Origin of the sequence: Niallia sp. Sow4_A1 (assembly GCF_052116745.1) — a bacterium.
Lineage (GTDB): Bacteria > Bacillota > Bacilli > Bacillales > Cytobacillaceae > Niallia > Niallia hominis.
This window is the reverse complement of record NZ_JBQKKM010000024.1, coordinates 44,788-65,027: the sequence shown is the minus strand read 5'-3', so window position 1 is coordinate 65,027 and position 20,240 is coordinate 44,788. Positions and strand designations below refer to the sequence as shown.

Annotated in this window: 21 protein-coding genes; 20 read left to right on the top strand and 1 reads right to left on the bottom strand. The window is 36.8% G+C overall.

All coding sequences use genetic code 11. The annotated features are described in order from the left end of the window. Positions 1–48 precede the first annotated feature (48 nt). From ACTQ5K_RS14485 to upp, 8 genes are all read left to right on the top strand, one after another. Positions 49–504, top strand: coding sequence for a GNAT family N-acetyltransferase (locus ACTQ5K_RS14485; protein ID WP_031536726.1), 456 nt, complete (start codon positions 49–51; stop codon positions 502–504). Positions 505–677: 173 nt separating this feature from the next. After that, the gene (locus ACTQ5K_RS14480) at positions 678–1,718 is read left to right on the top strand and encodes an L-threonylcarbamoyladenylate synthase (protein WP_031536725.1); all 1,041 of its coding nucleotides are present in this window, start codon (positions 678–680) and stop codon (positions 1,716–1,718) included. Between the two features lie 104 nt (positions 1,719–1,822). Then, the gene (locus tag ACTQ5K_RS14475) at positions 1,823–2,389 is read left to right on the top strand and encodes a manganese efflux pump MntP (RefSeq protein ID WP_031536724.1); all 567 of its coding nucleotides are present in this window, start codon (positions 1,823–1,825) and stop codon (positions 2,387–2,389) included. Positions 2,390–2,614: 225 nt separating this feature from the next. Then, the gene (locus ACTQ5K_RS14470; RefSeq protein ID WP_031536723.1) at positions 2,615–3,064 is read left to right on the top strand and encodes a low molecular weight protein arginine phosphatase; all 450 of its coding nucleotides are present in this window, start codon (positions 2,615–2,617) and stop codon (positions 3,062–3,064) included. 30 nt (positions 3,065–3,094) lie between these two features. Beyond that, positions 3,095–4,396 (top strand): methyl-accepting chemotaxis protein, encoded by a 1,302-nt coding sequence (locus ACTQ5K_RS14465; RefSeq protein ID WP_031536722.1) that lies wholly within the window; start codon positions 3,095–3,097, stop codon positions 4,394–4,396. 81 nt (positions 4,397–4,477) lie between these two features. After that, positions 4,478–5,050, top strand: a complete 573-nt coding sequence (locus ACTQ5K_RS14460) for a TIGR01440 family protein (RefSeq protein ID WP_031536721.1) — start codon at positions 4,478–4,480, stop codon at positions 5,048–5,050. Between the two features lie 937 nt (positions 5,051–5,987). Continuing rightward, positions 5,988–7,229 carry a serine hydroxymethyltransferase gene (glyA, locus tag ACTQ5K_RS14455; protein ID WP_251629607.1) on the top strand — a complete coding sequence of 414 codons (1,242 nt, stop codon included), beginning with the start codon at positions 5,988–5,990 and terminating at the stop codon, positions 7,227–7,229. Positions 7,230–7,463: 234 nt separating this feature from the next. After that, positions 7,464–8,093, top strand: a complete 630-nt coding sequence (gene upp, locus ACTQ5K_RS14450; protein ID WP_031536719.1) for a uracil phosphoribosyltransferase — start codon at positions 7,464–7,466, stop codon at positions 8,091–8,093. Between the two features lie 788 nt (positions 8,094–8,881). Here the strand turns inward: upp and ACTQ5K_RS14445 are convergent. Continuing rightward, positions 8,882–9,052 carry a hypothetical protein gene (locus ACTQ5K_RS14445; RefSeq protein WP_231512528.1) on the bottom strand — a complete coding sequence of 57 codons (171 nt, stop codon included), beginning with the start codon at positions 9,050–9,052 and terminating at the stop codon, positions 8,882–8,884. Between the two features lie 202 nt (positions 9,053–9,254). Between ACTQ5K_RS14445 and ACTQ5K_RS14440 the strand changes: the two genes are divergently transcribed. From ACTQ5K_RS14440 to ACTQ5K_RS14385, 12 genes are all read left to right on the top strand, one after another. After that, positions 9,255–11,462 carry a S8 family serine peptidase gene (locus tag ACTQ5K_RS14440; protein ID WP_441994019.1) on the top strand — a complete coding sequence of 736 codons (2,208 nt, stop codon included), beginning with the start codon at positions 9,255–9,257 and terminating at the stop codon, positions 11,460–11,462. Positions 11,463–11,785: 323 nt separating this feature from the next. After that, complete coding sequence (locus ACTQ5K_RS14435; RefSeq protein ID WP_031536717.1) at positions 11,786–12,181, top strand: ATP synthase subunit I; 396 nt, start codon at positions 11,786–11,788, stop codon at positions 12,179–12,181. A 2-nt stretch (positions 12,182–12,183) separates the two neighbouring features. Beyond that, entirely contained in the window at positions 12,184–12,897 is a 714-nt protein-coding gene (gene atpB, locus ACTQ5K_RS14430; protein ID WP_031536716.1) for a F0F1 ATP synthase subunit A, read from the top strand. A 66-nt stretch (positions 12,898–12,963) separates the two neighbouring features. Continuing rightward, positions 12,964–13,170 (top strand): F0F1 ATP synthase subunit C, encoded by a 207-nt coding sequence (gene atpE, locus ACTQ5K_RS14425; RefSeq protein ID WP_016204791.1) that lies wholly within the window; start codon positions 12,964–12,966, stop codon positions 13,168–13,170. A gap of 308 nt (positions 13,171–13,478) precedes the next feature. Continuing rightward, positions 13,479–13,997, top strand: coding sequence for a F0F1 ATP synthase subunit B (gene atpF / locus ACTQ5K_RS14420; protein ID WP_235251337.1), 519 nt, complete (start codon positions 13,479–13,481; stop codon positions 13,995–13,997). Next, positions 13,994–14,530, top strand: a complete 537-nt coding sequence (locus ACTQ5K_RS14415) for a F0F1 ATP synthase subunit delta (protein ID WP_235251339.1) — start codon at positions 13,994–13,996, stop codon at positions 14,528–14,530. Before atpF ends, ACTQ5K_RS14415 begins: the two co-directional genes overlap by 4 nt. 26 nt (positions 14,531–14,556) lie before the next feature. Further along, complete coding sequence (gene atpA, locus ACTQ5K_RS14410) at positions 14,557–16,065, top strand: F0F1 ATP synthase subunit alpha (protein WP_031536713.1); 1,509 nt, start codon at positions 14,557–14,559, stop codon at positions 16,063–16,065. A 33-nt stretch (positions 16,066–16,098) separates the two neighbouring features. Then, entirely contained in the window at positions 16,099–16,959 is an 861-nt protein-coding gene (atpG, locus tag ACTQ5K_RS14405; protein ID WP_031536712.1) for an ATP synthase F1 subunit gamma, read from the top strand. 73 nt (positions 16,960–17,032) lie between these two features. Continuing rightward, the gene (gene atpD / locus ACTQ5K_RS14400; protein WP_031536711.1) at positions 17,033–18,448 is read left to right on the top strand and encodes a F0F1 ATP synthase subunit beta; all 1,416 of its coding nucleotides are present in this window, start codon (positions 17,033–17,035) and stop codon (positions 18,446–18,448) included. Positions 18,449–18,468: 20 nt separating this feature from the next. Then, a complete protein-coding gene (locus ACTQ5K_RS14395; RefSeq protein ID WP_441994018.1) occupies positions 18,469–18,876 on the top strand; it encodes a F0F1 ATP synthase subunit epsilon in 408 nt (135 codons plus the stop codon). Positions 18,877–19,048: 172 nt separating this feature from the next. Beyond that, entirely contained in the window at positions 19,049–19,285 is a 237-nt protein-coding gene (locus ACTQ5K_RS14390; RefSeq protein ID WP_031536709.1) for a DUF1146 family protein, read from the top strand. A 203-nt stretch (positions 19,286–19,488) separates the two neighbouring features. After that, positions 19,489–20,238, top strand: coding sequence for a YwmB family TATA-box binding protein (locus ACTQ5K_RS14385; protein ID WP_251628617.1), 750 nt, complete (start codon positions 19,489–19,491; stop codon positions 20,236–20,238). Positions 20,239–20,240 lie beyond the last annotated feature (2 nt).

Genomic DNA, 20,240 nt, shown 5'->3' with positions numbered 1-20,240 from the left:
CTTTTCATAGTAATAGAAGAAATACTAGATGAAGAGGTGGCGGGTGAAATGCATATTATTAGACAAGCTGAAACAACAGATGTAGAAAAAATTGCTGATTTTTTAAACAAGGCAGAAGTGAAAGTAGAAGGATTAGAAGAATGGCTTGATTACTTTTTGCTAATGGAAACAGAAGAGGATCAAGCGCTTATTGGAACAATCGGGATAGAGCCGTTTGAAAAAGTAGGTTTGCTTCGTTCAATGATCCTTTCCAAGGGAACGGTAGAAGATATTTTATTTTTAATTCAGCAAGCTCTAAAATTAGCAAAAGAAAAAGAGATGGATGCCATCTATTGCAGTGTTACTAACCAGTATTCTCTTCAATTATTCCAGCTATTAGGGTTTCAGAGGATAGACATGGACGATATTCCACATATATTGAAAGAGTCGAATGGAGTAAAAAGCGTTTTCACTGTTGATAAGTCCCATTTCATGTATATTCCTATGAATATTGTGGATAAATAGCATAAGTTATCCACTTTTTCATACTATTTATTCACAATTTGTGGACAAATCAAATTTTTATCCCCATTTAATGAGGTGCTTGTCCTTTTCAGCAAATGATGGTATTGTCGAAAAATGGGGAATTAAAAGCGATTTTGAAGAAGAAATATAAGAATTGAAAAAGGTGGATAAAAATGAAGACAATTTATTGGTCGGTGGATAAAAATGTGGATAAGGAAGAAAGTTATTCACAAATACAACAAGCTGCTGATCTTTTGAAAAAAAATGAGGTCGTTGCGTTTCCGACAGAAACAGTTTATGGATTAGGCGGAAATGCAAAGGAAGATTCAGCTATTACAAAAATATTTGCTGCTAAAGGAAGACCGTCCGATAATCCGCTTATCATACATATTGCAAAACGAGCGCAATTAAATGAATTAGTAGAAAAGGTGCCGGCAACAGCAGAAAAATTAATGGATGCTTTTTGGCCTGGTCCACTAACTATTATTTTTGAAAAGAAGCAAGGGATGCTTTCAGAGATCGCCACTGCTGGTTTATCCACAGTAGGGATTCGGATGCCTGATCACGCTGTTGCTTTACGAATCATTGAAGAATCTGGTTTGCCAATTGCTGCCCCTAGTGCTAACCGTTCTGGAAAACCAAGTCCAACAAAAGCATCTCATGTAAAAGAGGATTTAGATTCTTATATAGCAGGGATAGTTGATGGCGGTCCAACGGGAGTAGGAGTTGAATCAACGGTTGTCGATTGTACGGAGGAAACGGTCGTTATTCTACGTCCTGGTGGTATTACGAAACAACAGCTGGAAAGTGTTGTGGGAGAAGTAAGAATGGATCAGGCGCTGATTAATAAGGAAATTAAGCCGAAATCTCCTGGAATGAAATATACCCATTATGCACCGAATGCACCATTGTTTTTAGTAGACGGTTCTAAGGAGAAAATTCAATTATTAGTAGAAGAAGAAAAACAAAAAGGACATAAAGTAGGTATTCTTACAACGTTAGAAAATAAAGACTATTATCAAGCTGATTTTATTTATGCTTGTGGAAAACGGGCAGATTTATCCACCGTAGCTACAGAGCTTTATGATGGTTTGCGGAGCTTTGATCATAAGGAAATAGATATCATTTTTGGGGAGATGTTTCCAGCAGAGGGTGTTGGACAAGCGATTATGAATAGACTAATGAAAGCTGCTTCCCATCAAGTAATTAAATAAAGTATCGAAAAAATTTTTTCATCTGTAAATATTGCAGAATCCCACTTCTAAATGAACTTGGACGTGCATAATCTCTAATTAGCAAGTCCAAGGGGGCCAAAAAAATGTCTGCAATTGTGGGAGAACTATTTACACTTATTTTAATGGCATTTGCTTTAGGTATGGATGCATTTTCTGTTGGGCTCGGAATGGGGATGTTTCAACTAAGATTAAAGCAAATCGCAAAAATCGGCTTAGTGATTGGAATCTTTCATGTAATTATGCCACTGCTTGGTATGATTACAGGGAAACTTCTTTCGGAAAACTTTAGTGAAATAGCCGGATATATAGGTGGAGCTTTGCTAGTTTTATTAGGAATTCAAATGATCTGGACTGGATTTAAAGAAGTGGAGACCAGCCGAATTACACCGGTTGGCTTTGGGTTAGTTCTGTTTGCAGTCAGTGTAAGTTTGGACAGCTTCTCTGTTGGTTTAAGTCTAGGAATATACCAGGCAAGAACCGTAGTTGTGCTGCTTTGTTTTGGAATTAGTGCGATGGTGTTGACCTGGCTAGGATTACTAATCGGTAGGAAAGTAAAGGGCTGGTTAGGTTCCTATGGAGAAATGCTTGGAGGGGCAATCCTTCTTGTATTTGGAATTAAGCTATTAATTAGTTTTACAGCTGTATTTTGATAGGGAAAGTGGCTTTCATCAAATGATGGGAGCCGCTTTTTAAATAATTTTTGATGTTATAAACAAACTTTCTGAAAACTACATTTAACTTTCAAAATATTAACAAGAGACAAATGCTAAAAATGTACTAGTTTTCTCCGATAAAAGAACAGTGTTTCACTATAAGTAAATAGAAATTTTAGGTAAATTGGTCTATAATAAAGACATATAAAAGGAGGATAAGTGATGATTCGTGTATTGTTTGTTTGTACAGGTAATACGTGCAGAAGTCCGATGGCTGAGGCTATTTTAAGGCATAAATTCTCTTCTGATGTGGAAGTAAAATCAGCTGGTGTTTATGCAATAGATGGAAATGCTGCTTCTTTGCAAGCACAAGAAGTTTTGACTGAAAAGGGAATCCAGCATAGTCATTCTTCTGCTGTGGTAACAAAAGAGTTAATTGATTGGGCGACATATATTTTTACCATGACGAATGGACATAAAAATATGCTTACGTCTGCATATCCATCCTCTATTGAGAAAACGTTTACGATAAAAGAATTTGCAGAGGATGATCCAAATGGTGATGTTAGTGATCCATTTGGGGGATCTGTTTCCATGTATCGAGAAACCTATCAGGAATTAGAAATGCTGATTGATAAAACAATGGAAAAAATAAGAAATAGTGAGTGGTAAGGTGCTTTTTATTTACAAGGGGGAAAAAGAGTGGGAACCAAGGTGCATTATAAGTTTAGTTTAAGAAAAAAGCTGGCATTATTTATTACAATCTTAGCGATTATTACCTATTCAACAAGTGCTTTTTGTATGTATATCATTTATCCGGCGATTGAAAGTAAAATAGCTATTAGTTCGGCTTTTTTTAACATTGTCACCTTATTATTAGGGGTATTTTGGTCTGGTTTTTTAGGCTTTTTAGCAGCTGGTTTTATTATTAAACCTTTAAAAAGACTCGAACAGGGTGCGTTAAAAGCAGCTCATGGGGATATTAGCCAAGATGTTGAAGTATCAAAATCAGATGACGAAATCAAATCTTTAGGTTTAGCTTTTAATCATATGCTTTTAAATTTACGAGAAATGGTCCAAAGCATTGAAAATAACTTTAATAAAACAAATGAAACCGTAAAAATGATTTCTGCTGAATCTGAAAATGCGCTCGAGCACACACTAGCTATTTCTAGTTCGGTTGGAGAAATTGCTGGCGGTGCTGAAGTATCAGCACAAAGTGTACAAGCTTCAGCGGAGTCTATTGAAGAATCCATGAATATCGCTCTTACAGTAGAAGAAAAAGCGAATATGTCCAAAACGATTTCAGAACAAATGTCAGAAAAATTAGTTCAGACAAATAAGGTCGTTCATTCTTTAGTGGAAGGAATGAAGGATTTGGCAGTGGAGAATACGAATTCCCTAAAGTCAGTGCAAAACTTAGAAATACATTCCAAGGAAATAGAAGAGGTATTGAAGCTTGTTGGAGAAATCGCCTCACAGACAAATTTATTAGCATTAAATGCTTCTATTGAAGCTGCGCGCGCAGGTGAACATGGTGCAGGGTTTAGTGTTGTTGCAGAAGAAGTAAGAAGACTTGCTGATGAAAGTGCTAAAGCAGTAGATGGAATTGCAGACATCATCAGTAATATGCAAGCAGAGGTTAAAAATGTTGTTGAGCAAATTACAAAGCAAGTAGAGGATGCTCAGGAGAAAGCGGAAAATGGAGAGAAGACAAGCCTCATTTTCAGTGAGATGAATGAGACAACAAATAAAATGGTCTACGCTACGGCTAATATTACGGAGTTGATTCATCAGCAGAAAGAGCAGATATATGATACTACACAGCAATCGCAAGAAGTGGCAGCAATTGCAGAAGAAACAGCTGCAGGAGCACAACAGGTAACGAATATTACAGAAAGTCAAACAGCACTTATTCGCAAAGTAGATAGCTTAGCATTAGAATTGCAAGAGCATGCAAAAGAGCTGCAGCAAACAATCTGCCGATTCCAAATTAAAGAATAGATTACTTGTACTCAAAATATCTTTGTGCAATGATGGATATAGTAAAAAGAAATGTAGGTAACTTGAAAAGGAGTGTTTTATATGAATGAGGAAACACTTAAGCTAAAGGAACAGTTACAAACGATTCTAAAAGAATATCAAGAACAGGCACAGCTTGGAGAACATCATTTATTTGTGATTGGGTGCAGTACAAGTGAAGTAATCGGTCAAAAAATAGGAACTGCAGGAACTGTGGATGTTGCTTCACTTATTTTCGAAGAATGTCAGAATTATCAGCAGCAATCTGGAGTCTCCCTTGCTTTTCAATGCTGTGAACATTTAAATCGAGCATTAGTAGTAGAGAGAAAAGTAATGCATTCAAGAAATCTGCCAGAGGTATCGGTTGTGCCAGTTCGGCATGCAGGTGGAGCAATGGCGACCTTCGCATTCGGACACATGGAGGATCCGGTTGTAGTTGAGTTCATTCAGGCTGATGGCGGAATAGATATTGGCGACACATTTATTGGCATGCATGTAAAGCATGTTGCAGTGCCAATACGAACGTCCCTTAAAGACCTTGGCAATGCACATGTTACACTTGCAAAGTCACGGCCGAAATTAATTGGCGGTCCGAGAGCGGTATATGAGAAAACGAAAGAAAATCTTTCTTGTTAATTAGCGTGGAAAAACCAATAAAATTCCTTGTTTGATTGGAGGAATTTTATTGGTTTTTTTATATTAATGGGTTGTCAGCTGAGAGCTTTTAGATTGCTAAAAGCCGTGATGAAAAGGATGTTTGAGCAGGTTTGTTTGTGCTGTTTAGACAGGAATGCTGGGGAGGGGAACAAGGAGTTGTCTCTGAGCCGCAAAAGGAAGAAAAGAAGCTAGGAAGGTAACAGAGAAAGCATCTCTGTAACAAATAAGGAAGAAAAATAGTCAGAAAAGTAACCGAGAAATCCCCCTCTATCAATAAAATAAAACCAAACGAGAAGGAAAGTTCTTTAAAAAAGTTCAACGAAATTGTCGTCCTTATACACCCCCCAGAGGATGACTGGAGGGCACTGAAAAAGTCTAGTTCTCCAAATAAAATGAGGTTTTATTTATTTGAAAGCGAATAATAAGTTGGTTTGGAGAGGTGTCCGCTTGACTCCTATGGGAGCAGCGAGAAAGTCCGAGACCCTGCAGGAGCGTGAGCTGTGAAGCGGCTCGGCGCTCGCCCCAATGAGTCATGTGGTCACCTCGGAAAATAATTTACACATCTAAGTTTAAAAGGCGGTTACGACCAAGCATCAATAGCTATCAGTTTTTCAGTGGTCTCGGATGACTGTGTTATTGTTAAATAATATTTTTTGCGAATAAAATAAGTTCTAGTAACTCAGAAATTTATTTTTTCTACTGGTTCACTTTACTAATATAGTAGATGAATATATGTTTTTCTGTTGTTTTTAATAAATATAAGATAATTCATTTAAAAACAACACTAAAAACCGAACAAAAATAAAAATATTATCGTAATAATTCGTAAATTAACTCTTTCTTTTTAAAATATATACATGATAGAATAGAGGCAGATTTACGGTGGAATAGAGAGAATAGTCGGGAGGATTTACATATGAAGCATTTAGCGGAGCAAGACGAACTTGTTTTTAAAGCAATACAGCAAGAATTAGGTCGCCAAAGAGCGAAAATTGAATTGATTGCGTCAGAAAACTTTGTAAGTGAAGCGGTAATGGAAGCGCAAGGATCTGTATTAACAAATAAATATGCAGAGGGATATCCTGCCAAACGTTATTACGGCGGATGTGAATATGTAGATATTGTGGAAGATATTGCTCGTGACCGTGCGAAAGAAATCTTCGGTGCGGAACATGTGAACGTGCAGCCTCATTCAGGAGCACAAGCAAATATGGCCGTTTATTTTACTATTTTAGAACATGGTGATACTGTGTTGGGAATGAACTTGTCTCATGGTGGACATTTAACACATGGAAGCCCTGTTAACTTTAGCGGTATTCAATATAATTTTATTGAGTATGGAGTAGATAAAGAGACACATTATATTAATTATGAAGATGTTCGAGAAAAAGCATTAGCACATAAGCCTAAATTAATCGTTGCTGGAGCAAGTGCATATCCTCGTGAAATTGATTTTGCGAAATTCCGTGAGATTGCTGATGAAGTTGGAGCATACTTAATGGTGGATATGGCTCATATCGCTGGCTTAGTCGCAGCAGGGCTACATCAAAATCCTGTTCCTTATGCTGACTTTGTAACAACAACTACACATAAAACATTGCGTGGACCTCGTGGTGGAATGATCCTTTGTAAAGAAGAATTTGCGAAGAAAATCGATAAATCAATCTTTCCTGGAATTCAAGGTGGTCCATTAATGCATGTAATCGCAGCGAAAGCAGTTGCTTTTGGAGAAGTGCTTCAAGCGGATTTTAAAGAGTATGCAGAAAAAATTATTGCAAATGCAAAACGATTAGCAAGTGGTCTACAAAAAGAGGGATTAAACTTAGTATCAAATGGAACGGATAATCATTTACTATTAGTTGACCTACAATCTTTAGGATTATCTGGAAAAGTGGCGGAGCAAGTATTAGACGAAGTGGGGATCACTGTTAATAAAAATACGATTCCATACGACCCTGCAAGTCCATTTGTAACAAGTGGAATCCGCATTGGAACAGCAGCTGTAACATCTCGTGGCTTTGGTTTAGAAGATATGGATGAAATTGCATCTATTATCGGTTTTACACTTAAAAACCATGAAAATGCTGAGAAGTTAGCGGAGGCAGCTCAAAGAGTAACGACATTAACTAGCAAATTCGAATTGTATAAACAATTATAATTAGAAGAGGACAATCATCAAGGGGGAAAACGACCTAATGATTGTCCTCTTTTCTTAAGCTCGGTTTTTTTCTTGGATTTTAGGGAAAACTATCATAAAATTTTTGAATTTAGAAAAGGATTTCAGTTGATTCGCCAAAACTTTTTCTGTAGAATGAATAGAAGTGTGTTAACGAAGTATCCTGTCGAAAAAAGAGGATATTTATACTAATAATGAAGGAACGGAGTGAATGTTGTGGCAAAGGTATATGTATTTGATCACCCACTTATTCAGCATAAACTTACATACATTAGAGAAACCCAAACAGGTACAAAGGAATTTAGAGAGCTAGTAGATGAAGTAGCAACATTAATGGCTTTTGAAATTACTCGTGATATGCCATTAGAGGAAATTGATATCGAAACACCAGTTAGCAAAATGAAATCTAAAGTGCTTTCTGGTAAAAAACTAGGGATTGTTCCTATCTTGCGTGCTGGTATCGGGATGGTGGACGGGGTTTTAAAATTAATCCCTGCTGCTAAAGTTGGACATATTGGATTATACCGTGATCCTAAAACATTAAAACCAGTCGAATACTATGTAAAGTTACCTTCCGATGTAGAAGAAAGAGACTTTATCGTAGTGGATCCAATGCTTGCGACAGGTGGTTCTGCCATTGAAGCAATTCACTCTTTAAAAAACAGAGGCGGAAAAAACATTAAATTTATGTGCTTAATTGCTGCTCCTGAAGGTGTGGAAGCATTAAAAGAAGCTCATCCAGATGTGGATATCTACATTGCTGCACTTGATGAGAAGTTAAATGAAAAAGGTTATATTGTTCCAGGTCTTGGAGACGCTGGTGACAGATTATTTGGGACAAAATAATCGTGCCAAAAAATGCTCGGGCTAAAATAGCAAAGGATTCCGTTTTGAGGTGCTTTTCTTAAAATGTGTAGCGATTTGATAGTAGCTTTGGCATCGTTATTGGTATATAAAATGGGAAACTCGCCATTGGAATTGGCGAGTTTCTTTATTTGGAATATAAAATCCTTATATAAAGCCTCACCACTTACTTTTGGTATGGTTCACCGTAATGCATTAAATGAGAATCTTTTGGACTCACTCCCTTTTTACTAAGATGTTTTGTCCTGAATCGAGTAACCGGCAAAAGGAAAATAAGCGGAATTTTTCGGATAAATGCATGATAGTGCTTGTTTCGGCGTAAATAAGGGGAGTTTTTCCGATTATGCAAAGCAAAATCTCCCTTTTTCGCATTATTCGAGTCAATAGGCGGAATCTTTCCGTCTATTTAAGCCTTTTTTAATAATAATTACTAAATAAGCGAAATTCTTCCGTCTATTTTTCAACTCAGATGCTTTGTCTTATATCCCAACCGATAAGTTCGGGTCCTCTCGAACACTCGATAAATAAGGAAAAAGACTTGCAAGCTTCTTAGTGGGCTTCAAAGTTTTAAAGTAGATAAAAAGACAAATAAACATAAGAGAAAAGCAATGAATGATAATGGCGTCATGATAAACCTTTCTTTCTTACTTTGAGACAGTAGATTAATTACTGTATTTAAACCAAGGTATAAGGTAATAACACAGACTAATATGTTTGTTGGTAAAAAATGAAAGGTGGTTAACACATTTGTATGTGTTAGAAAAATCAAACTAATAAATAAGAGAATGATAGCATTTAATATACTCAAAATCCGCAATTTTTTTGGTAGAACCCTTATGAGAACCACCCATCACATACTCTCCTAATGGATAACTAACTGAAAGTAATACTTGAAAAATTGCTACGATAATGGCTGATAGATGGACAAACCCCATTTCCATACAGAACCACCCTATTTTTACTTTTGCACCAAACTTTATAAAAAAAGCAGTATTTCCCTTTTTAATTTATATTCATCTTGAACGAAATTATTAGTATTGGCATTTGTTTGTGTGAGAAAAGTCACACCTGATTTCATGGATACATAAAATAACAACTTGCGGTCAGAATAAAAAGCATAATGATTTGCAAGGGGTGATTGGCATGATAAAAAGAACACTTGGAATACTCCTCATTTTCCCACTATTCATATCCTATACAACATTAGCTGCATCCTTAAAAACTCCAGACTTACCCTCGCAAAATCCAAACGAATTACAAATTGCCATTGTGCATACGAAGACTAATTATACCGAACAAGAAATAGATGAGCTCCTTAAGGAATACCCTCATTTAGAAAGAAGATTTATATTTAAAGAAGTATTCCATGGTTTTTCGGTAGAAGGCCCAGTATGGGAACTGGAAAAGTTAAAACAAAGCGAAAGCGTAAATCAAGTATCAAAGGTTCAAACATATATGGCAGAAGCAGATGACCCTGTTGAAATTATAGGAGCAGATGAAATAAGAAATTTCTTAGGAAAATCATTAGAGCATCTAAGTGGCAAAGGAATAAAGGTAGGTGTGATAGATACAGGAATAGACTATCAGCATTCCGATTTACAGAAGAACTATAAGGAAGGCTATGATTTTGTAGATAAGGACCAGGATCCGATGGAAACAAAGGGATTAGGCAGGAGAGATACTTTTCATGGTACACATGTCGCTGGGATTATTGCAGCAGATGGAAAGATGAAAGGTGTGGCTCCTAATGCGACTATTTATGCCTATAGAGCACTAGGTCCGGGGGGCTCTGGAACAACAGAGCAAATATTGGCTGCGATTGATAGAGCTGTAAGAGATAAAGTAGATATTATTAACCTCTCATTAGGCAGTGATGTAAATGGTCCAGATTTGCCGATTAGTCTTGCCTTAAATGAAGTAGTGAAGAAGGGGATTATTGCCGTTGCGGCTGCCGGGAATGCAGGCCCAGCAGAATGGACGGTCGGTTCTCCAGGTACAGCCTCTAAAGCTATTTCAGTTGGAGCCTCCACTCCTAATATATATACACCTTTTATCCTTATAAATGATCAAAAAATCCCTTTAACCAATATGGAAAATAGTGAAGAATGGGCAGATACAGGCTCTGTTCACTTAGTAAGTGGTGGAATAGGGAAAAGAAATCAATTAACCGATGTAAAAGGAAAACTTGTATTAATGGAAAGAGGAGAACTAACCTTTACAGAAAAAGTGCAAAACGCATATGAAATGGGAGCGATTGGTGTACTTATATACAACAATATAGAAGGACCTTTTCAAGGGATGCTAGAAAAAGAAGTAGCTATACCAGTGGCAGGAATTACGAAGGCGGAGGGAGAATTTATAAAAGAGTCTATTCGTAAAAAAGAAACATATTTAACAATAGTAAAAAAATGGGAAAAAGATATATTGGCAGATTTTAGCTCTAGAGGCCCTGTGACTAGCACTTGGGAAATTAAACCAGATGTGCTTGCGCCAGGAGTAGTGATAAATAGCACAGTCCCTAATGGTTATATGTCATTACAAGGGACAAGTATGGCAGCGCCCTTTGTTGCGGGAGCTTGTGCATTGTTATTAGAGGCGCATCCAGACTGGGGTCCAGAAGAAGTGAAAGCATCTTTAATGAATACAGCAAAACCGGTCAAAAATAGACAAAATGTGACATATAAAGTATATGAACAAGGGGCAGGTCGAATTCAAGTTGATAAAGCGATAGAAGCTAATGTTCTAATTACGCCTGGAAGTATTCGTTTTGGTAAATACAAATTGGTGAAAGAACAAAACCAATATAAGGCGTACATTACGGTTAAAAATGTCGGTGATAATATGGAGAAAATATCCTTTGATTTTCCAAAAGGAAAAAGGGGGATTAGCTGGCGATTGCCTCTTTCATTTACACTAAAACCGGGTCAGAAGAAAAATGTCCCAATTATAATGAATATTGACAGTAATCTTTTTAATGAAAAACTTCAAGATGGTATAATTAAGGTAAGGGCCGGTGAGCAATTAATAAAACTTCCTTATTTATATGTACTAGAGGAACCAGACTATCCTAGAATTATGGGGTTTGATCTCCTTAAAAAGACTGGAGAAAATAGTTATGAATATGAGACGTATTTACCGACAGGCGCTGAAGAATTTGGAATAGCTCTTTTTCGGGAAGATACATTACAATTTATTCAGTTTTTAGATTGGAAAAAAGAAGTGAAAAGAGGACGGTTAAAAGGGGTATTTAGTGTTGGAGATTTGGACGAATCAGGAAACTATCGAATCAAAGTTTTTGCGAAAAAAGCCGGAAAAGAGGACATGCTTGAAAAAATGTTGAAAATAAAATAAGCTATAAGTTAGAGATTGTTAAAAGGTGAGCAATGAATTTTTTTTTTGTATTTAAATGCATTGACATTGACAATACCCTATTGTATGCTTACAAGGGGTATGAATAGGTTTTCACCCGCGGAGTATCAAGATTTTAACACAGAGATAGTGTTAATAGAGTTAACGGGCAAAAGTGAATTTTACTAGTTTGTCTTTGGAAATTGAAGATAAATTATCTGGATTGACACCCGTAAAATGATACAAAAGGAATGTGCTTTTTCTCTGCTTCGCTTTATTTTTCGCGGGTTTAGAGTGATGCCCTGAAAATAAAGGAGGATAGAGATTTGGAACAATTATTTGAGATATACATAAGGGTTAAAAAATATCTTTATTTCTTTTTATCATTTTGTGCATTTGCTTGGGCGCTTACCCCCTATCAATCTGTTTTTCTTGGTCTCTTCGTCGGAACGAGTGCCAGTGTATTCAATCTCACCTTATTGGTTAGAAGAGCAAAGGTATTTGATAAAGCCATTGAAGATGAAGGGAAGGTTTATGGTTTAGGAACTCTTTCTCGAATGGCGACAGCAGTAATTGTTTGCTTAATTGCCGTAGAATATCCACAAAAAGTTCACTTAATAAGTGTTGTAATTGGATTGATGACAGCTTATATTGTCATTATGGCAGATTATTTAGTGCGTTATTTTATTTTACATAAGAATGGTGAGAAAAGAGGTGAGTAATATTGCATCATGAAGCACCTACCAAAGTGTTTTTAGGATTAACTTTTAACCTATCTAATGTTTTAATGATTGTTGTATCAAGTTTAATTGTGTTTTTAATCGCATTTTTCCTTACTCGAAATCTTCAAATGAAGCCAACTGGCAGACAAAATTTGATGGAGTGGATAATGGACTTTGTCCGAAATATTATTAAGAATAACATGGATTGGAAAGATGGTGGAAGATTTCACGTATTAGGGATCACCCTTCTTATGTACATCTTTATTTCCAACATGTTAGGACTGCCTTTCGCTATTACAGTGGATCATACGCTTTGGTGGAAATCCCCAACTGCCGATCCTGGTATAACCTTAACGTTGGCAATTATGGTAGTGGGTTTAACTCATTACTACGGTGTCAAAATGCGTGGTACAAAAGGATACTTTAGGGAGTATGTACAGCCAGTAGGATTTTTACTACCATTAAAAATTGTCGAAGAATTCTCTAATACACTCACACTTGGTCTTCGTTTATACGGAAACATTTTTGCGGGTGAGGTTCTACTAGACTTACTAGTGAATAGCTTAGCTAAGACAAATATTATTGGTACAATAGCTGCCTTCCCATTAACAATGGTATGGCAAGGGTTCTCTATTTTTATCGGAAGTATCCAAGCTTTTATTTTCACTTTATTAACAATGGTTTATATGGCTCATAAAGTAAGTCAAGACCATTAATATATATACCCAGTTCAGAAAATGGACAAACTTTATAATAATTACAATTTAGGGAGGATTTTAATAATGGGTTCATTAGCAGCAGCAATTGCAATTGGTTTAGCAGCACTAGGTGCAGGTTTAGGTAACGGATTAATCGTTTCTCGTACAGTAGAAGGGATTGCTCGTCAACCAGAAGCAAGAGGTATGCTTCAATCAACAATGTTTATCGGGGTTGCGTTCGTAGAGGCGATTCCTATCATGGCGGTTGTTATCGCATTTATGGTTCTTTAATAGATTTAGAATAAATTATTCCTTAGTTATGGCGAAGATCATTCGATAAGAACCTTCGCCATTCCTTTATTTAAAACCAACAATTCTTAAAAAAAGGCTGTTTTCTTGAAGATGGTTGTTATTTCAATAGAAATACTAACTATTAGGGAAGACAAAGCAGCCTACAATACCATACTTAATTTGAGTATATTGATAGCCAAAAATTGTTCCTATTATTTTATAAATAAGCATGTTCACCTTTTTTCCATAAGCGAATAAAGGTTTCCTGTATGTGATAAAACACATTACCTGAAAGGAGTGAATCAAGCGTGTTCACAAATGGATTAGTATTAGGTGCCGTAATGGAATTCGCGGGCGGCGACGTAGCTGTTCAATTAGGATCTTTCTTATTATTATTGTGGGCAATCAAAAAGTTTGCTTGGGGTCCTTTAATGAAAATAATGAAGGATCGCGAGGAATTCGTTGCAAATGAAATAGATAATGCAGAGAAAAGCAGACTAGAAGCTGCCAAACTATTAGAAGAACAAAGAGCGTTATTGAAAGAAGCGCGTACTGACGCACAAGAATTAATCGATAAAGCTAAACAACAAGCAGATGCTCAAAGAGAAACAATCATTGACGATGCTAGAAAAGATGCAGAACGATTAAAAAATGCTGCTTTAGTAGAAATTGAGCAACAAAAAGAAAAAGCTGTTGCAACAATTCGCGATCAGGTTACTTCTCTTTCTGTATTAATCGCTTCTAAAGTGATCGAAAAAGAATTAAATGAGCAAGATCAAGAAAAATTAATTCATGATTACATTCAAGAGGTAGGCGAGAAACGATGATGGATACAGGTGTTGCAAAGCGTTATGCTTTAGCCCTTTTCCAAATCGCCAAAGAAAACGGACAGATAGATCAATTGGATGAAGAAGTTCGCGTAGTGAAATCACTTTTAACCTCTTCGCCAGACATTCATACATTTCTACAATCTCCTAATATCTCATTAGAAAAGAAAAAAGAAATGGTGAAAGTAGCATTTGCTTCAGCAAGTGAGTATATACAAAATCTTTTGATGCTACTGATTGATCGCCATCGGGAAGAGATGATTACTAGTATTTGTGATCAATTTATTGCTTTTGTAAATGAAGCAAAAGGGGTTGCAGATGCAAGAGTATATTCCATCAAACCGTTAACTATGGATGAGAAAAGAGCTATTTCAGCTACTTTCGCTGCAAAAGTTGGGAAAATATCGCTAAATATTGAAAATATCATTGATTCTAACCTATTAGGTGGAATTAAAGTAAGAATAGGTAATCAAATATTTGATGGTAGTCTTCAAGGGAAGCTAAACCGTCTACAACGACAATTATTAGGATAGTAATTCTTTAGATAGGGGTGAAACGCATGAGCATCAAAGCGGAAGAAATCAGTGCTCTTATAAAAAAGCAAATTGAAAGTTACCAATCAGAAGTTCAAGTAAGCGAAGTTGGTACGGTAATTAATATTGGTGATGGTATCGCTCGTGTACATGGCCTGGATAACTGTATGGCTGGGGAGCTTGTTGAATTTTCTAATGGAGTAATGGGCTTAGCTCAAAACTTAGAAGAAAGCAATGTAGGTATCATTATTCTTGGTCCTTACACAGATATTCGCGAAGGCGATGAAGTTCGTCGTACAGGAAGAATCATGGAAGTTCCAGTAGGAGATGCGTTAATCGGACGCGTAGTTAATCCTTTAGGACAACCAGTAGATGGACTAGGAGCAATTAATTCAACAAAAACACGTCCAATCGAATTTTTAGCACCTGGCGTTATGGATCGTAAATCTGTAAGCGAGCCGCTTCAAACAGGTATTAAAGCGATTGACGCATTAGTGCCAATCGGTCGTGGACAACGTGAATTAATTATCGGTGACCGTCAAACTGGTAAAACATCTGTTGCGATTGATACCATCCTTAACCAAGCAGACCAAGATATGGTATGTATCTACGTTGCGATTGGACAAAAGGAATCAACTGTACGTAACGCGGTAGAAACACTACGTAAAAATGGTGCATTAGATTACACAATCGTTGTCACAGCTTCTGCTTCTCAACCAGCACCACTACTATACTTAGCTCCATATGCTGGTGTAGCAATGGGTGAAGAATTTATGTATAACGGTAAGCATGTTTTAATCGTATATGATGATTTAACAAAACAAGCATCCGCTTATCGTGAATTGTCCCTATTACTTCGTCGTCCTCCAGGTCGTGAAGCATATCCAGGGGATGTATTCTACTTGCATTCTCGTCTTCTTGAGCGTGCTGCTAAATTAAGCGACGCAAAAGGTGGAGGTTCTATTACGGCTCTTCCATTTATTGAAACACAAGCAGGGGACGTTTCTGCTTATATTCCAACAAACGTAATTTCGATTACAGATGGACAAATTTTCTTACAATCGGATTTATTCTTCTCTGGTGTACGCCCAGCGATAAATGCAGGTTTATCTGTTTCCCGTGTTGGTGGTTCTGCACAAATCAAAGCAATGAAAAAGGTTGCAGGAACATTGCGTCTGGACCTTGCATCATTCCGTGAGCTAGAATCATTTGCTCAATTTGGCTCTGATTTAGATAAAGCGACACAAGATAAATTAAATCGTGGTGCTCGCACAGTAGAAGTATTGAAGCAAGATCTTAATAAACCGTTAAAAGTAGAAAAACAGGTTGCGATTCTATATGCCCTAACACGTGGTCACTTAGATGATATTCCTGTTACTGATATTAGACGTTTCGAAGAAGAATTCTTAAATTGGCTAGATCACAATCATACAAATGTGGTAGAACAGATTGTTTCAACAAAAGATCTTCCATCTGATGATGATATGACAGCAGCAATTAACGATTTCAAAAAAACGTTTGTAGCTTCTGAATAAGAAGGCAAACTTAAAGATTGGTGGTGAGAATCTTTGGCATCTTTACGTGATATAAAAGCTCGTATTGAATCAACTAAAAAGACTAGCCAAATTACGAAAGCCATGCAAATGGTATATTCGGCTAAAATGAATAGAGCAGTTATTAATGTAAAAGCATTTATTCCGTATATGTCTAAAATGGAAGAAGTGACACATTCAGTAGCGCTCGGCAGCTCAGGCGTTAGCCATCCAATGCTTCAAACGCGTCCTGTTAAAAAAACATGCTATCTTGTCATCACTTCCGAACGCGGACTGGCAGGGGCATACAACAGTAACGTACTTAGAAAATTGAATCAAACAATTAATGAGCGACATCAATCAAAAGAGGAGTATGCCATTATTGTCATTGGAAGAATCGGTAGAGATTTCCTATTAAAACAAGGACATAATGTCATCTTGGATGTAGTTGGAATACCAGACCTACCAGATTTCCTAGATATTAAAGATGTAACAAGTAAAGCAGTAGGCATGTTTGATGATGGTACTTTTGATGAGCTCAATGTTTATTACAGTCATTATGTAAGTGCAATTCAACAGGATGTAGTAGAGAAGAAGGTTCTTCCTTTAACGGATATGGATGCTACGAATACTACATTGACATCATATGAATTTGAGCCATCAGCAGAAGAGATTCTTGATGTGCTATTACCGCAGTATGCAGAGAGTCTTCTATACGGTGCTTTACTAGATAGTAAGGCAAGTGAGCATTCTGCACGTATGACTGCGATGAAGAATTCTACTGATAATGCGAAAGAATTAATAGGTGAATTAAGTCTACAGTACAACCGTGCAAGACAAGCTGCGATTACACAAGAGATTACAGAAATCGTTGGTGGAGCTGCAGCGTTAGAATAACGATGATTAATAAGTTCTGCTTGACGTAAGGTTTAGCAGAACCTGCTTTTAAGAAAGTTTAGGAGGGAAAATAATGAGCACAGGACGAATTCTTCAAGTTATGGGACCAGTTGTTGACGTGAAGTTCGATGGAGGAAGTCTGCCTGACATTAACAACGCATTAAGAGTTGTTCCAGGTCCAAATAGTACTTCTAACGTAGAATTAACACTTGAAGTGGCCCTTCATTTAGGTGATAACACAGTTCGAGCTATTGCAATGTCTTCTACTGATGGCGTTACAAGAGGCTCAGAGGTTATAGATACTGGAAAATCTATTTCTGTTCCTGTTGGTGATGTTACGTTAGGTCGTGTATTTAATGTTTTAGGAGAAACCATTGATTTAGATTCCGAAATTCCAGCGAGTGCTAGACGTGATTCTATTCATAGAGAAGCTCCTAAGTTTGAACAATTATCAACACAAGTAGAAATTTTAGAAACAGGTATTAAAGTAGTAGACTTATTAGCACCTTATATTAAAGGTGGTAAAATTGGTCTATTTGGTGGAGCCGGTGTAGGTAAAACCGTTTTAATTCAGGAATTAATTAATAACATCGCTCAAGAGCATGGTGGTATTTCTGTATTCGCAGGTGTTGGAGAACGGACACGTGAAGGAAACGACCTTTACCATGAAATGACAGATTCTGGCGTTATTAAGAAAACAGCAATGGTGTTCGGACAAATGAACGAGCCACCAGGTGCTCGTATGCGTGTTGCCTTAACAGGATTAACAATGGCAGAATATTTCCGTGATGAACAAGGACAAGACGTTCTATTCTTCATTGATAACATCTTCCGCTTTACACAAGCTGGTTCTGAGGTTTCTGCATTGCTTGGCCGTATGCCATCAGCGGTTGGTTATCAGCCGACGTTAGCAACAGAAATGGGTAGATTACAAGAACGTATTACTTCAACAAATGTAGGTTCTGTAACATCTATCCAAGCTATCTATGTACCAGCGGATGACTATACAGATCCAGCGCCAGCTACAACATTTGCTCACTTGGATGCAACAACAAACCTTGAGCGTAAATTAACAGAGATGGGTATTTACCCAGCAGTAGATCCACTTGCTTCTACTTCTCGTGCCCTTTCTCCTGAAATTGTTGGCGAAGAGCACTATAATGTAGCAAGAAGTGTACAATCTACACTACAACGATATAGAGAGCTTCAAGATATCATTAGTATCCTAGGTATGGACGAGCTAAGTGACGAAGATAAATTAATCGTTCACCGTGCAAGAAGAATCCAATTCTTCTTATCTCAAAACTTCCATGTAGCGGAGCAATTTACAGGTCAGAAAGGTTCTTATGTACCTGTAAAAGAAACCGTAAAAGGATTTAAAGATATTCTTGATGGAAAATATGATCATCTTCCAGAGGATGCGTTCCGCTTAGTTGGACGTATCGAAGAAGCAATTGAAAAAGCGAAATCTATGGGTGTGGAAGTATAAACTAATCAGGAGGGGTAGTAATGAAGACGATTAAAGTCAATGTAGTAACTCCTGATGGCCCGGTGCATGAATCAGATGTAGATATGGTGATCGCAAAAGCAGAAAGTGGAGAGCTTGGAATTTTAGCAGGACATATTCCGATGGTTGCTCCACTGAAAATAGGAGCTGTTCATTTGAAAAAAGGTTCAGATTCTGAATATCTAGCGGTGAATGGTGGAGTTTTAGAAGTTCGCCCGGATCAGGTGACAGTACTTGCTCAATCTGCTGAATTAGCGGAAGAAATTGATTATGATCGTGCCTTACGTGCTAAGGAGCGCGCAGAACAAAGATTACATGCTCAAAAGTCAGAGCATGTAGACTTTAGACGTGCAGAACTTGCTCTTCAACGTGCAATGAATCGTATATCCATTGTTGAGAAAAAATACTAAAAAGTCCCTAAGGGGGCTTTTTTTAATCTGTGGAGTGCTTTGAAAAAGAGAATATCAAGCTGTGGTTAAACAGACAAAAAATCAAAAAAATACCTGAATCAAAAGTGAAACCTTTTGATAGGTAAATACGTCAAATAATAGTTGAATCTGAAAGGATAGATTGGAGGAAAAAATGATTGATGCTTTTGGACAACAGGCATTACTAAGTATATTAATACATATCGTGTTTATAGCTCTTTCGTGGTGGGCATTACAGTCACTAAACTTCGAGAAATTTCTTCGTAAAAATCGAGTTTTCCAGGCAAGAGTATTGTATGTATTATTAGCCATTATTATGGGTTCGATTGTCAGTAACTTTTTACTAGACTACTTAAGTTGGTCACAACAATTACCATTAATATTGAATTAATTACCAAAAATAGAAACAATTAATAAGAAAAGATAGGTCTTCATACATGTTTTCATTGCTTCGTTTTTTCAGTAAAATTCATTTTGTGTGCTTAAATAGTTTGTTCCTTGGTTAATGTTTTATTCATGTCAAAAAGTGACGATTAATCACTAGTATGCAATTCTTCTCTCTGGAAACAATGGTAGTATGGGGGAGGAATTGAAATGAAGATAAATAAAACGTTAATTATTATAATAATTATAATTGGTTTGGCTTGCCTAACATTTGGGAATAACATCACTATCGCGAGAACAAAGTCAGATTTAATAACAATAAATGAAATTTTACAAAAACAAGAAAACGTAGCAATAAATGAATGGTCTCTGCATGCAAGAGAAAGGCTGGATAATGTTACAAGTATAGAAGATGCAAAAGCATATCAGTCAAAATTGAAAAAAGTTTTCCCAAATGGTGACTGGGTAGAAATGAAAACACATCAAAACTGGCAAGCAAAAATGATCGTTCCATCCAGTAACCAAACGGAAGAAAGTATTATTATAACCACTTCTTTAACAACTAATACCGTTCAATCATATATTATTTATGAGGTGAGAGGGAAAAAGTTAGAGGATAAAGAAATGAAAAGGTTAGATATGGAAATTAACGAAAAAATTTCTAACATATTTCGTGGGGAACCGACAATTTTCTCTTGTATTAAAGGCGAATTCAGTGATAAGATGAATGGGACTTTGCCTTATAAAGTTAACCAATTGCTAAATGCATTTCAAGCAAAAGAAGTAGAGGCGTTGGAAGAGGGTGATTTTATATCCACCTCCGCTTATTCGCCCTTATTTGAAGAACGAATTGATAATAGCGAAAAGGAAATGAACGTACAAATAGGATTGAGAACACAAGATATGGGAGGAAAAACTACGTTCGTAGTTGGCACACCCATCATAACGATTGAATATTAATA

Excerpts from the sequence above, each read along its gene's own strand:
- ACTQ5K_RS14385 (WP_251628617.1), top strand. The coding sequence starts at position 19,489 with ATGAAGATAAATAAAACGTTAATTATTATAATAATTATAATTGGTTTG.
- ACTQ5K_RS14485 (WP_031536726.1), top strand. The coding sequence starts at position 49 with ATGCATATTATTAGACAAGCTGAAACAACAGATGTAGAAAAAATTGCT.
- ACTQ5K_RS14415 (WP_235251339.1), top strand. The coding sequence starts at position 13,994 with ATGATGGATACAGGTGTTGCAAAGCGTTATGCTTTAGCCCTTTTCCAA.
- atpE (WP_016204791.1), top strand. The coding sequence starts at position 12,964 with ATGGGTTCATTAGCAGCAGCAATTGCAATTGGTTTAGCAGCACTAGGT.
- ACTQ5K_RS14440 (WP_441994019.1), top strand. The coding sequence starts at position 9,255 with ATGATAAAAAGAACACTTGGAATACTCCTCATTTTCCCACTATTCATA.
- atpA (WP_031536713.1), top strand. The coding sequence starts at position 14,557 with ATGAGCATCAAAGCGGAAGAAATCAGTGCTCTTATAAAAAAGCAAATT.
- ACTQ5K_RS14475 (WP_031536724.1), top strand. The coding sequence starts at position 1,823 with ATGTCTGCAATTGTGGGAGAACTATTTACACTTATTTTAATGGCATTT.
- ACTQ5K_RS14470 (WP_031536723.1), top strand. The coding sequence starts at position 2,615 with ATGATTCGTGTATTGTTTGTTTGTACAGGTAATACGTGCAGAAGTCCG.
- ACTQ5K_RS14390 (WP_031536709.1), top strand. The coding sequence starts at position 19,049 with ATGATTGATGCTTTTGGACAACAGGCATTACTAAGTATATTAATACAT.
- ACTQ5K_RS14460 (WP_031536721.1), top strand. The coding sequence starts at position 4,478 with ATGAATGAGGAAACACTTAAGCTAAAGGAACAGTTACAAACGATTCTA.
- atpD (WP_031536711.1), top strand. The coding sequence starts at position 17,033 with ATGAGCACAGGACGAATTCTTCAAGTTATGGGACCAGTTGTTGACGTG.
- glyA (WP_251629607.1), top strand. The coding sequence starts at position 5,988 with ATGAAGCATTTAGCGGAGCAAGACGAACTTGTTTTTAAAGCAATACAG.
- ACTQ5K_RS14445 (WP_231512528.1), bottom strand. The coding sequence starts at position 9,052 with ATGGAAATGGGGTTTGTCCATCTATCAGCCATTATCGTAGCAATTTTT.
- ACTQ5K_RS14480 (WP_031536725.1), top strand. The coding sequence starts at position 678 with ATGAAGACAATTTATTGGTCGGTGGATAAAAATGTGGATAAGGAAGAA.
- ACTQ5K_RS14395 (WP_441994018.1), top strand. The coding sequence starts at position 18,469 with ATGAAGACGATTAAAGTCAATGTAGTAACTCCTGATGGCCCGGTGCAT.